Below are 12,013 nucleotides of genomic sequence, written 5' to 3'. Positions count from 1 at the left end.
CGCGGAAGCGGTCGCGCGGTCACGGCGCCGGTGCGATGACGGTTAGTAGTCGCGCGATTCCAGTGTGAGCCGCTTCACGTCACCCTCTTGACATCGTCGGATCAACGGATTCACTATGGGCCCCTAAGTAATCAATATGGGTCCCTAAGTATCCCTTCTGTCTACCAGAGAGAGCGGCACTGTGGCGGAGCGTGAGCAGATTCCCGAGATCGAGCCCACTGCGCAGTTGCTCATCGTCGTGGCGGCCCGTTTCAGCCGCCTGAACAACAAGGTGCTGGGCCAGCTGGAAATCCCGCTGACGTACCGTCAGCATCGGCTGCTGGTCCGGATCAGCGAGGGACACACGTCGCTCGCCGCCCTCGCCGCCTTCGGGAACCTGACGTTGCCGACGGTGTCGGAGAGCGTCGACGGTCTCGTACGACGCGGTCTGCTCACGCGGGGAGCGGACCCCGATGACCGGCGGCTGCGCCATCTGGAGCTGACGCCTGTCGGCCATTCCGCGTGCGTAGCCGGGCAATTGGCCCTGGGGAGCGTCACCGAGGATCTCCTTCGCGTACTCCCCGAGGAGGCGAGGCAACGGCTGCACGAATCGCTCAACACCATCTATGAAGCGGCGACGACCTACTTCCGATCCGAGGAACCCGGCAAGGCCACGCCGGGCGGAACGGCGTCGCGGCGCCCGAAGGACAAGCGGCCGGGACTTCCCTGACCCCTGTTCGTCACCAGTCAGATCCCACCCAATGGATGTGAATCCAAATCTACTGATGGATGCGAAATGGAAAAGCGGCGCCACCGCGACATTCCAAGGGAGACAAGATGAGGTCCGTTACCCAGATCCGGGTCGGGCTCGCCGCGCTTTGCGTAGTCGGGCTGACCGCGACCGCGTGCGGTGGATCATCCTCGGGCGGTGATCAGGCCAAGACCGCGACGTGCGGTTCCGGTCCGCTCGGCAAGCCCACGACGGTGTCGCTGGGGATCCAGCCCGGTGCCCAGGACTTGATCACGTTCGTCATGGAGCGTGAGGGCTATGCCGCGAAGCACAACCTGAAGCTCGACATCAAGAAGTTCCAGAACCCGTCCGCGCTGCACACCGCGATCGGGGAGAAGGTCGTCAACGTGGGCTTCGGAGGGCTCACCGCGATGGCGGTGGCCCGCTCCCACAGGCGCGGCACGATGATCTTCAACATCCTCACCGGGCCCTCCAACATCGTCTTCGCCCCCAAGGCCTCGTCGCTCCAGACGTTCGCCGACCTGAAGGGCCGCAAGCTCGGTGCCTTCGGCGGTCGCGGGAGCGCCACGTTCGGGATCCAGTCGGTGGTCGCCAAGGAGGTCTACGGGATCGGCGACATGGGCAAGGACATGGACATCCTCGACGCTCCGGACTCCGCGCTCATGGGCCTCATGGACCAGGGCAAGGTCGACGCCGCGCTGCTGGGGACGACCGCCACCGTGCAGGCGCTGCTGTCGGGCAAGTACAAGGTCCTCAGTGACATGTCCGCCGACTACGAGAAGAAGTTCGGCCGGCCCCCGGGGCACGTCACGGTGGCGTCGAACGACGAGTACGCGGAGAAGAACTGCGAGGTTCTCCGGGCCTTCTCCGGTGCCCTGGCCGACGCGCTGAAGTTCATCCAGGGCGACGAGGACGTCTGGGCCACCTACGCCCAGCAGATCAAGATCACCGACCCGAAGGCCGCGCAGATGCTCAAGGACCGCGTCGGCAGCCGGTACATCACCAAGTGGGATCAGGCCCAGGTCGACGCCGAGACCCAGTTGATCCAGCGGCTCATCGGTGTGCTCGGCAAGGACGCTTTCGTCGCCGAGACGCCGAAGGGGCTGTTCCGTCTCGACCTCCAGCCGACGGCATGAGCGCCGAACGGGCCGCCAAGGGCGGCGCGCAGGTCGACTCCGATCGCCTCACCGGTGTGATCGGGTCCGACGCCCCGCTCCCGAACGTCGCCGCCGGTCCGCCGGCCTCGCCGAAGGACGTCGTGGCCGCCGTCCGGGCGTCACGCCGGACCTTCCAGGGGACCCGCCGCCGCGTGATGTCGCTGGTCGCCCTCGGGGCGCTGTGGTTCGTGGCCTCGCTCTTCTTCACCGACAGTGTCCTGCCCGGGCCGGCCTCGGTGTTCGCCGCCCTGTGGGGCAACCTGCAGGAGGGCGACACCTACGTCCACCTCTACAAGACGATCCTCCGGGTCGTCGCCGGAATGGCCATCGCGGTGATCGTGGGTCTGATCATCGGGCTCATCATGGGGCTGTCGAAATTCGGCGAGGAATTCCTCGACTCGTGGGTGATGGTGGCCTTCACGGTGCCGTCCGTGGTGTACGGAATTCTCGCCATCCTCTGGTTCGGCCTGAACGACTTCGCCGCGATCATCGCCATCGGTGTCACCGCGATACCCGCCGTCGCCATCAACATCTGGCAGGGCGTCAAGGCGATCGACATCTCGCTCGTTCACATGGGGAAGGCGTTCCACCTCTCACGCGCGTCGATTCTCCGGAAGGTCGTCGTTCCGCAGCTGGTTCCGTACATTCTGGCCGCCCTGCGCTATGCGCTGGGAACGGCATGGAAGATCGCCACCGTCGTGGAACTGATCGGTCTCTCGAGCGGCGTCGGCTATCAGCTGAACTACTGGTTCGGCCTCTTCAACATGACTCAGGTGCTCGCCTGGACCATCGCGTTCACCATCGTCCTGCTGGCGATCGAATTCTTCATCCTCAAGCCGGTCGAGAAGTGGCTGACCCGCTGGCGCCCGAGCGTGCAGGGCTAGGAGATCATCGTGTCGGATTCCTATTTGCTCATCGACGACGTCAAGAAGGAGTTCCAGCGAGAGGGGGACACCCCGCTGCGCGTCATCGACGGCCTGACCGTCCATGTCGAAAACGGCGCTCTGCTCTCGATACTCGGCCCCTCGGGCTGCGGCAAATCGACGCTGCTGAACATCATCAACGGGCTCGACGACGTGACCTCCGGCCGGATCGTCATCAACGGCACGGAGATCGGCGTGAAGTCGCGGTCCGCCGTGAAGATCGGAGTGATCTTCCAGGAGCCGCGCCTGCTGAACTGGCGGACGGTACGCGACAACGTGCGGCTTCCGCTCGACGAGATGAAGATCCCGCGGGCGGAGGCCAACGAACGCGTCGACCGCTACCTCGACCTCGTGGGGCTGGCCGAATTCGGCGACTACTACCCGCTGCGGCTGTCCGGTGGAATGCGGCAGCGGGTCTCACTGGCCCGAGGGCTCGCGATCGAACCGGACCTTCTGCTCGCCGACGAGCCGTTCTCGGCGCTCGACGAGATCACCGCCCGCAAGCTCCGCCTGGAACTGGTGCGGATCTGGCAGGCCACCGGGCGGACGATCGTCTTCGTCACCCACAACATCCGCGAGGCGGTCTTCCTCTCCACGCGCATGCTCGTCGTCACCGCCAGGCCCTGCACGACCCATCTCGACCTGCCCATCGACATCCCGCACCCCCGGCTGCCGGAGGACGATCGGCTGTTCGAGATCGAGAAGCAGGTGACCAGGGACTTCATGCGCATGGAAGAGGCGTCCGCATGAACGGCATGCCCGGAACGAACCGCGCAGCAAAAGGGGTGGAGACATGACACGGCTACTCGATGGCGGCGCGACCGCGTCGCCGGCCGGCGTAGTGCCGGCGGGCGGTCCGCCGTCGGCCGGAGACCAGGCCGAACGGGACCGGCGATACCGCCTGATTCGCAGCGCGATGGCGGATCAGGGGCTGGACGCCCTGGTGGCGTTCGCGCCGGGGTGGCGGCGGGAGAACGTCCGCTATCTCACCGACGCACCGGTGCGGGGCAGCGTGGCGCTGGTCCTGCTGCCCGCGGCCGGCGAGCCGGTCGCGTTCTCGGTGCGGCGGGCCGATGCCGCCGCGATCATCGCCGGCGGGTGGGTGACCGACGCCGGCGTGCTGGAGCTGCCCGAGGCGGCCGCGCTGACGAGCCGCCTCGCCGACCTCGCGCCCAAGCGCGTCGGGGTGGCCCACGGCGAGCTCCTCCCGGTGGTGCTGGCCGACGCACTGCGCAGTGCCGTGCCGACCGCCGAGATCGTTTCGGCGACGGCCCTGATGGACGACGTACGCCTGACCAAGAGCACATGGGAGATCGCCCGGATGCGGCGCAGCGCCACGGTCTGCGAGGCCGGCTGGCGGGCCTTCGTCGACGTCCTCGAACCGGGGTTGCCCGAGTACCGGATCGTGGCCGAGGTGGAGAGCGAGCTGAAGCGCCTCGGCGCAGAGGACAACTTCATGCTCATCGCCTCGGGTGGTGACGAGGTGCGCGGCATGACCCCACCGGGACGCAGGCTGCTCGAAGACGGCGACATGGTCCGTACCGAGCTCACCCCCCAGATGGACGGTTACTGGCTGCAGATCTGCCGGTCCGCCGTCGTCGGCGAGCCGAGCGACGGCCAGCGGCGGTCGTTCGACCTGTTCAACGAGGCGGTGGACGCCGGCGTGTCGGTCGTACGGCCGGGCGTGACCGCCCACGAGGTCGCGGTGGCGCAGAACGACGTCTTCCGGCGGCACGGCTACGGGGAGTACTGCACCAGCCAGTACACCCGGGTGAGAGGGCACGGGCACGGGCTGCACCTCGACGAGACCCCGATCATCGAGGGGAACGAGACCGTGCTGCCCGAGGGTGCGGTGTTCATCATCCACCCGAACACCTTCACGCCGCTGGCCGGCTACCACGTCCTCGGCGATCCCGTCGTGGTCACGAAGACCGGCGCCGAGATCCTCATCGGCACCGAGCGGAAGCTCTTCTCCACCAGTGAAGAGAGGGCATCATGAAACGCGGCCTCGTAGTGCTCGACCACGCCGAGATCCCCGAGGACGAGCGGGCCGGGCGGGTCGCCGCCCTCCAGCGGCGGCTGCCGGCCGACGGGGTGGACGTCGCCCTGGTCTACGGAGACGTCTACCGCTCCGACGACGTCGGGTACCTCACCAACCTGTGCATCTACTGGAACGAGGGCATCGTCGCCGTCCCCGCCACCGGCGACCCGGTCTTCCTCACCAAGCTGTCCCCCCGGGTGCACACCTGGATGCGGCGGACCTCGAACGTCGAGGACCTGCGCAGCGGCAAGAGCTTCGGCCCGCTGGTGAAGGAGTTGCTGGCCGGCCGCGAGCCGGGCGTCGTCGGGCTCGTCGAAGGGCGGCTGTGGCCCGCGACGATCGTGGCCGACCTGACCGCCGCGCTGCCGGGCTGGGAGCTGCGGCCGCTCGGCGGTCTCGTACGGGAACAGCGGCTGGTCCCGTCCGAGCACGAGCTGGCGCTCCTTCGTGACGGTGCGGCGCTGATGGCCCGGGCGACGGCGCAGGTCACGCCGCCCGGCCCGGCCACGGCGTGGGTGTCGGCCGCCGAGCGCGAGCTCCGCGGCGGCGGCTACGCCGAGGTGCTGGTCGACACCGCCACGACCCGCGACGGCGTCGCCTCGATCGAGATCACCGGCCAGTACCGGTACGGCTGGCTGCGCGCGGCCAGGGTGGTCGCCGGTACGGACGGCCCGGCCTGGGCGTCCGCGCTCGACACCGCGCTGCGGGCGGCGATCGGCGCGGCGAGGGACGGAGCACCGGAGACCGACCTGTCCGCTGCGGCACGACCGGCCCTCGCCGGCCTGCCGGACGGTTCGGTGCACGACGTGGCCTGGACCAACCAGGCCGATCTGGCGACGAACGGCGACTTCGAGCGGCATGCCGGCGACATGCGGCTCGCCCTCGGCGCCGTAGGGGCGATCACGATCGACGTCGCCCTCCCCGACGGCGGGCGGGCGGTCGTGGCCGACACCGTGCTGGTCGGCGAGGAGAGCGCCGAGTGTCTGACGAAGGGATGACGACGAGCATGTCGAGAAGCGTCACGGTGAAGTGCGGGGGGCCGCTGCGGTGAGGATTCTGTCGAACGCGGACGTGGAGCAGGTGCTCACCGCGCAGGAGACCATCTCCGCTCTCGAGACGGCGTACCGCGAGCTGACCGCGGGCAAGGCCGCGAACCGGCCGCGCAACCACACGTACTTCCCGATCGAGGACGAGCGCCATCCGGGCTTCCGGTTCCGGTTCAAGTCGCAGGAGGGCGGCAACGTCTCCAGCGGGGTGTGGGCGCTGCGGATCACCTCCGACATCGCCGGTGTCGAGACCCTGGCGAACGGCGTGCAGCGGCGCCGGCTGATCCCCGCGGCGCCCGGCGGGCGCTACGTCGGCCTGGTGACCCTCTACAGCATGACGACGCTGGAGCCGCTCGCGATCCTGCACGACAGCTTCGTACAGAAGATGCGGGTGGGCGCCACCTCGGCCCTGGGCATCAGGGAACTCGCGAACAAGGACGTCACCGTGGCCGGGATGTTCGGCTCGGGCTGGCAGGCGCAGGCCCACCTGGAGTTCCTCCTCCACGTACGGCCGGAGATCGAGGAGGTGCGCGTCCACAGCCCGACGCCGAAGAACCGGGAGGCCTTCGCCGCGGAGTGGACCGAGCGCACGGGGCGGCGGATCGTCGCCGTCGACCACCCGAGGGACGCCGTCGCCGGCTGCGGGATCGTCACCTGCGCCACGGCGGCGATGGACCCCTGCTTCGAGGGCGCGTGGCTGGAGCCGGGAACCCACGTGACCTGCATCACGAATCCGGACGGCACCGCGACGCGGCGGGAGCTCGACGACGCGACCTTCGACCGGGCCGACCGGATCGTGGTGCTGTCCCGTGAGCAGGTGCACCACGACAAGCAGTACGACATCCTCGGCCCGGTCGAACGCGGCCGCCTGGCCTGGGACGACATCCGCGAGCTGGGCGAGGTGCTGACCGGCGAGGCCCCCGGGCGGGACGGCCCCGACGACATCACGATCTTCGCGAACAACACCGGCATGGGCCTGCAGTTCGCCGCCGTGTGCGCCCGCGCGCTGCGGCTCGCCGAGGAACGCGGCCTCGGCCACGAGGTCCCCACGGACTGGCTGCTCGAGGAGACGAGCCCGTAGGGCCTGCCGCACGAGCACCGGACCACAGGGGAGAGAGAGGAACCGGACATGGCCACGGAACATCGCGTCGGTGGAACCTGCATCACGTTCGGCGATGACGTCAACACCGACGTCATCATCCCGGGCAGATATCTGGTCAGCATCGACCCGGCCGAACTGGCCGAGCACGCCTTCGAACCGCTCGGGCCCGAGGTCCAGCGGCGGCTCCGGGCGAGCTCGGTCGTGGTGGCCGGGCGGAACTTCGGGTGCGGAAGCGCCCGTGAGCAGGCCTCGACCTGCCTCATCGGGGCGGGCATCACCGCGGTGGTCGCCGCGTCGTTCTCGCGGGTGTTCTTCCGCAACGCGATCAACACCGGCCTGGTCGCCGTCGAGAGCCCCGAGGCCGTGACCGCCGTACAGGACGGTGGCGAGGTCTGGGTCGACTACGCCGCCGGGGTCGTGGAGGTGGGCGACGAGCGGTTCCGGTTCGCGCCGTACCCGGAGGCCCTGCGGACCATCCTCGAGGCCGGCGGGCTGATCGCGTACCTGACCGAGCAGGCGTCGAAGGGGGCGTCGAGCAAGGCGTCCAGCGAGGCGTCGAGCAAGGCGTCGAGCAAGGCGTCGAGCACAGAGGAGACGGTTCGATGACGAAGACCTTCGCGCAGAAGGCGCTCGAGCGTGCGTCGGGGGAGACTGGCCTCGTACCCGGTCAGATCGTCGACGCGTACCCCGACCTGTACATGAGCCACACGGCCAGCTGGCGGTGCATCCGCACCCTGGAGCGGATGGGCGTCGACACGCTGTACGACGTGGACCGCATCGCCATGGTCATGGACCACATCTCGCCGGCGAACTCGGCCAAGACCGCGGGCGACCATCGCCTCTGCCGCGAGTTCGCGGAGCGCATGGGCGTCAGCAAGTTCTACGACGTCAACGCGGGCATCGCGCATGTCGTCCTGATGGAGAACGGGCACATCCGGCCGGGGCAGCTGATCATCGGCACCGACTCGCACTCCACGATCTACGGCGCGCTCGGCGCCTTCGGAACCGGGGTCGGGTTCAGTGAGATCACGGCGGCGTGGGTCACCGGAAAGCTCTGGCTGCGGGTACCCGAGTCGATCAAGATCGTGATCGAGGGGCCGCTGCCGCCGGGGACCCATCCCAAGGACATCATGCTGCGGCTGATCGGCGATCTCACCGCCGACGGCGCCACCTACTGCTCGGTCGAGTTCCACGGGTCGTACGTGGAGTCGCTGTCGGTCTCCGAGCGGATGACCCTCTGCAACCTGGCCATGGAGATGGGCGCGAAGAACGCCTTCGTGCCGCCCGACGACGTGACCCGGCGCTACCTGGCGGACGCCGGGGTCGAACCCGACGGGTACGAGGAGCTGCTGCCCGACGCCGGCGCCGAGTACCGGCAGGTCGTCGACCTCGATGGCCGGGCGCTCGCACCGCAGATCGCCGTCCCGCACACCGTCGACAACGTCGTGCCGGTGGACGAGGTCGCCGGGACGCGGCTGAACCAGGTCTTCATCGGCTCGTGCGCGAACGCGAAATACGACGACCTGGTGATCGCGGCGGAGGTGCTCGCGGGGAACAAGGTGGCACCGGGCGTACGGCTGATCGTCACCCCCGCGTCCAGCACCGTGATGTCCAAGGCGGCCTCCGACGGCGTCCTCTCGACGCTGATCGAGGCCGGCGCCACGATCACCAACCCCGGCTGCGGCGCGTGCGCCGGAAACGGCGGGGCGATGGCGGACGGCGAGGTCACCCTCTCGACCGCCAACCGCAACTTCCAGGGCCGCATGGGCAGCTACCAGTCCCAGATCTACCTGAGCAGCCCGGCCACCGCAGCGGCCTCGGCGATCCGGGGATCCATCACCAACCCGCAGGACGTGCTCCGGTGAACCTCGTCGAGAAGATCCTCGCCCGCGCCGGCGGCCGGGCGTCCGTGGAACCCGGCGACATCGTGGTCGCGGACGTCGACCGCCTGATCATGCACGACCTGAGCGGCTACCTGACCGCCAAGGTCTTCGAAGACGAGGTGAAGCTGCCGATCCGCCACCCGGAGCGGGTCGTCATGGTCTTCGATCACCACTTCGCGCCGGCGACCGAGCGCCAGGCGGCGGTTCTGAAGTCCAACCGGGAATGGGCCCGCCGCCACGGCATCCACCTCTTCGACTGCGGCAGCGGGAACATCCACAACGTCGCGGTGCGGCGCGGGCTCATCCGGCCGGGGATGATCGTGGTCGGCTCCGACAGCCACACGCCCGTGCACGGCGTCCTCGGCGCCCTGGCCGTCGCGCTCGGCAACGACTCGCACGCAGGCACGGTGCTGCCGTACGGCAAGGCGTGGTTCAAGGTGCCGCACACCGTCCGGATCGAGCTGGACGGCGTGGTGGCACCGGGCACGTCGCCGCGCGACGTCGCCCTGTGGCTGGTCGGCCAGATGGGCGAGGGCAGCATGATCTACGCGGCGCTGGAGTTCGCCGGGCCGTACGTCAAGGCGCTGCCGTTCTGGGACCGCTGGCTGTTTCCCCTGGCCACCGTGGACCTTGGGGCCAAGTGCGGCTACGTCGAGCCCGACGAGGTGACCGAGGCGTTCGCCGCGGGACTGCCCGGCGCGCCGTACGACCGGATGGAGCGCAGCGACGGGGGAGAGGCCGCCACCGTCCGGCGCTACGACGTCGGCGGGCTCGGGCCGCAGGTCGCCTGCCCGCCGACCGTGGGCAACGTCAAGCCGGTCGAGGCGGTCGCCGGCATCCCGGTCCAGTGGGCCGAGCTCGGCGGGCACGGCGGCGGACGCCTGGAGGACATCCGGCTGGCCGCGGCCGTGCTCCGCGATCGCAAGGTGCATCCGGACGTCCGGTTCAACATCGTCCCGGCCAGCCGGGAGGTGTTCGCCGAGGCGGAGCGGAGCGGGCTCGTCCTGCCGCTGCACGAGGCCGGCGCGACCTGGTTTCCACCGAGCACCGGTTCCAACCAGGCCGCCAACATGGGCGCGATGGCCGCGGGCGAGGCGATGATCTCGACCCACGCCCGCAACTTCCCCGGCCGCAACGGGAGCAGCGAGGCCCAGATGTACCTCGCCTCCGCGGCGTCGGTCGCCGCGTCCGCGGTGACCGGCCACATCACCGACCCGCGCGAGATCACCGCGGATCTCGATCGGCCGGGCTCGCGGTGAGCCCGTCACAGACACGAGAGGTGTCCATGAGGTTCGAAGGGCGATGCTGGAAGTTCGGCGACAACATCCCGACCGACCGGCTGGTCAAGTCGCGCTATGTGTTCGAGCCGATGGAAGAGATCGTCAAGCACGTGCTGGAGGATCTCAACCCGGCGTTCCCCGTCGAGGTCCGGCCCGGTGACGTCGTCGTCGCCGGCCGGCACTTCGGCCAGTCGTCCGGGCGGGCCATCGCCACCAAGGCCCTGCGGGCGACCGGCATCGGCTGCGTCGTCGCCGGAACGTTCGCGCGGACCTTCTACCGCAACTGCTTCGAGATCGGGCTGCCCGCGCTCGAGATCGAGGGCATCGCCGATCTGGTGAGCGACGGTGATCAGGTGGGCGTCGACGTCGCCCGGGGCACCTTCACGAACCTGACGACGGGCGTGACCCGGACGGTACCGCCCGCCGACCCGTTCCTCCTCGAGATGCTCCAAGAGGGCGGGCTGATCAAACTGGCCGCGCGGCGCCCCGAGCTGTTCGGGAGCGAGGCCGTCAGGTCGTCTTGAGGACGCGGAAGGTCATGCCGGCGGCCCGCAGCCGTTCGATCAGCGGGTCGCCCATGGCCACCGCGGTGGTGAGCTGCCCGGCGGTCGCGGGCAGGTCGTCGTACACCAGGCACAGCGCCGACTCGCCGAGCATCTTCGCGGTCTCGCCGTAGCCCGGGTCGCCGCCAGCGACCTCGGTGACGACCCGCCGGCCGCCGCCCTCGCCGACGAAGCGCACGTTGAACCAGCTCTTGGCGCGCTGCTCGGCCGAGGGCCCCTCGCCCGGGCTGCGGAGCTTCAGCAGCAGGTCACGGGCCGCCGGGATCTGTGACAGCACGAGCAGCCCGGTGGCGCCCGCGACGGCGCCCGCCGCCATCGCCGGATTGCGCACTGCGCAGAAGTGGCCGTAGGTGAAGTCGGGGCCGTACCGGTCGAGGACGGCGGCGGACCGCACCACGATCTGCGGGTCGATGCTGGGCAGCGGGAGCGTCGTCCAGGCGGCCGACACGGGCGCGAAGTGCGACAGGCCCCGGTGGAGCCGGACGCGGCGGCCGGATGGCTCCGGCTCGACCCTCCGCCGTGCCCGCGCGGCCTGGAGCGTCTGGCGGGCCCTGGAGACCGCCGTGATCGCCGTACGGGTCGTACCGCCCGAGGGCACGCCCTTGGCCCGCACGAATCCCTCGAGGCGGATGGGCGAGTCCTCCGGCAGCCGCTGCACCGTGAAATAGGCGCCGAGGTCGTACGGAATCGAGTCGAACCCGCAGGCGTGCACGATCCGAGCGCCGCTCGCCATCGCCTGGGCGTGGTAGCGCACGTACATCAGGTCGACGAACTCGGGCTCGCCGGTCAGGTCCAGGTAGTCGGTGCCCGCGGCGGCGCAGGCGGCGACCAGCGGCTCGCCGTGATGGATGTACGGGCCGACCGTGGTCACGACCACGCGGGCGGCCGCGGCTATCACGTCGAGGGTCTTCGGCGCCGTCACGTCGGCGTGCAGCAGCGGCAGGTCCGCGCAGGAGGGGTTGATGGCCGCGAGCCGGCTCCGCAGCGCCTCCAGCTTGCCCCGGTCACGCCCGGCCAGCGCCCAGCGGGTCTCCTCCGGCGCGTGCTCCGCCAAGTATTCGGCGGTCAGCTTGCCGGTGAAACCGGTGGCACCGAACAGGACGAGGTCGTAGGTGCGGCCGACGGTCATCGGGGTCCCTTCTCACGGAGTCCGCACCGATTGTGGCGGCCGGTCACGGCCGCCGCCACCCGGGCGGACGGACGGATGCGGGACGGACGATCGGACGGTCGCGGTAAGCGACGCGCCGACCACCGTAACCTTGGGGTGCGCCGAACGGATGACGTTGTC

The 12,013-nt window shown here is 69.8% G+C and carries 12 protein-coding genes; 11 read left to right on the top strand and 1 reads right to left on the bottom strand.

Annotated elements, in window-relative coordinates; genetic code table 11:
* Positions 1-181 precede the first annotated feature (181 nt).
* The 11 genes from HKK74_RS06250 (at position 182) to HKK74_RS06200 (ending at position 10,686) form a co-directional block, all read left to right on the top strand.
* On the top strand, positions 182-709 hold the full coding sequence (locus HKK74_RS06250; RefSeq protein ID WP_187242112.1) for a MarR family winged helix-turn-helix transcriptional regulator: 528 nt from the start codon (positions 182-184) through the stop codon (positions 707-709).
* A gap of 107 nt (positions 710-816) precedes the next feature.
* A complete protein-coding gene (locus HKK74_RS06245; protein ID WP_187242111.1) occupies positions 817-1,866 on the top strand; it encodes an ABC transporter substrate-binding protein in 1,050 nt (349 codons plus the stop codon).
* A complete protein-coding gene (locus HKK74_RS06240) occupies positions 1,863-2,771 on the top strand; it encodes an ABC transporter permease (protein ID WP_187242110.1) in 909 nt (302 codons plus the stop codon). The genes HKK74_RS06245 and HKK74_RS06240 overlap by 4 nt, the downstream gene beginning before the upstream one ends.
* A 9-nt stretch (positions 2,772-2,780) precedes the next feature.
* Positions 2,781-3,560 carry an ABC transporter ATP-binding protein gene (locus HKK74_RS06235; RefSeq protein WP_187242109.1) on the top strand — a complete coding sequence of 260 codons (780 nt, stop codon included), beginning with the start codon at positions 2,781-2,783 and terminating at the stop codon, positions 3,558-3,560.
* Between the two features lie 43 nt (positions 3,561-3,603).
* Entirely contained in the window at positions 3,604-4,809 is a 1,206-nt protein-coding gene (locus tag HKK74_RS06230) for a M24 family metallopeptidase (protein WP_187242108.1), read from the top strand.
* Positions 4,806-5,849 (top strand): aminopeptidase P family N-terminal domain-containing protein, encoded by a 1,044-nt coding sequence (locus tag HKK74_RS06225; RefSeq protein ID WP_187242107.1) that lies wholly within the window; start codon positions 4,806-4,808, stop codon positions 5,847-5,849. Before HKK74_RS06230 ends, HKK74_RS06225 begins: the two co-directional genes overlap by 4 nt.
* A gap of 49 nt (positions 5,850-5,898) precedes the next feature.
* Positions 5,899-6,978, top strand: a complete 1,080-nt coding sequence (locus HKK74_RS06220) for an ornithine cyclodeaminase family protein (protein WP_187242106.1) — start codon at positions 5,899-5,901, stop codon at positions 6,976-6,978.
* Positions 6,979-7,026: 48 nt separating this feature from the next.
* Positions 7,027-7,605 carry a LeuD/DmdB family oxidoreductase small subunit gene (locus HKK74_RS06215; RefSeq protein WP_187242105.1) on the top strand — a complete coding sequence of 193 codons (579 nt, stop codon included), beginning with the start codon at positions 7,027-7,029 and terminating at the stop codon, positions 7,603-7,605.
* Positions 7,602-8,864 carry an aconitase/3-isopropylmalate dehydratase large subunit family protein gene (locus HKK74_RS06210; protein WP_187242104.1) on the top strand — a complete coding sequence of 421 codons (1,263 nt, stop codon included), beginning with the start codon at positions 7,602-7,604 and terminating at the stop codon, positions 8,862-8,864. The genes HKK74_RS06215 and HKK74_RS06210 overlap by 4 nt, the downstream gene beginning before the upstream one ends.
* Complete coding sequence (locus HKK74_RS06205; RefSeq protein WP_187242103.1) at positions 8,861-10,141, top strand: 3-isopropylmalate dehydratase large subunit; 1,281 nt, start codon at positions 8,861-8,863, stop codon at positions 10,139-10,141. The genes HKK74_RS06210 and HKK74_RS06205 overlap by 4 nt, the downstream gene beginning before the upstream one ends.
* 26 nt (positions 10,142-10,167) lie before the next feature.
* The gene (locus HKK74_RS06200) at positions 10,168-10,686 is read left to right on the top strand and encodes a LeuD/DmdB family oxidoreductase small subunit (RefSeq protein ID WP_187242102.1); all 519 of its coding nucleotides are present in this window, start codon (positions 10,168-10,170) and stop codon (positions 10,684-10,686) included.
* Here HKK74_RS06200 and HKK74_RS06195 read toward each other — a convergent pair.
* On the bottom strand, positions 10,673-11,854 hold the full coding sequence (locus HKK74_RS06195) for a saccharopine dehydrogenase family protein (RefSeq protein ID WP_187242101.1): 1,182 nt from the start codon (positions 11,852-11,854) through the stop codon (positions 10,673-10,675). The two genes, HKK74_RS06200 and HKK74_RS06195, sit on opposite strands and share 14 nt — an antisense overlap.
* Between the last annotated feature and the right edge of the window lie 159 nt (positions 11,855-12,013).

This window comes from Actinomadura alba, assembly GCF_014323705.1.
GTDB classification, from domain to species: domain Bacteria; phylum Actinomycetota; class Actinomycetes; order Streptosporangiales; family Streptosporangiaceae; genus Actinomadura_C; species Actinomadura_C alba.
This window is presented reverse-complemented; position numbering and strand designations above follow the sequence as displayed.

Excerpts from the sequence above, each read along its gene's own strand:
- HKK74_RS06245 (WP_187242111.1), top strand. The coding sequence starts at position 817 with ATGAGGTCCGTTACCCAGATCCGGGTCGGGCTCGCCGCGCTTTGCGTA.
- HKK74_RS06240 (WP_187242110.1), top strand. The coding sequence starts at position 1,863 with ATGAGCGCCGAACGGGCCGCCAAGGGCGGCGCGCAGGTCGACTCCGAT.
- HKK74_RS06230 (WP_187242108.1), top strand. The coding sequence starts at position 3,604 with ATGACACGGCTACTCGATGGCGGCGCGACCGCGTCGCCGGCCGGCGTA.
- HKK74_RS06225 (WP_187242107.1), top strand. The coding sequence starts at position 4,806 with ATGAAACGCGGCCTCGTAGTGCTCGACCACGCCGAGATCCCCGAGGAC.
- HKK74_RS06215 (WP_187242105.1), top strand. The coding sequence starts at position 7,027 with ATGGCCACGGAACATCGCGTCGGTGGAACCTGCATCACGTTCGGCGAT.
- HKK74_RS06210 (WP_187242104.1), top strand. The coding sequence starts at position 7,602 with ATGACGAAGACCTTCGCGCAGAAGGCGCTCGAGCGTGCGTCGGGGGAG.
- HKK74_RS06200 (WP_187242102.1), top strand. The coding sequence starts at position 10,168 with ATGAGGTTCGAAGGGCGATGCTGGAAGTTCGGCGACAACATCCCGACC.
- HKK74_RS06195 (WP_187242101.1), bottom strand. The coding sequence starts at position 11,854 with ATGACCGTCGGCCGCACCTACGACCTCGTCCTGTTCGGTGCCACCGGT.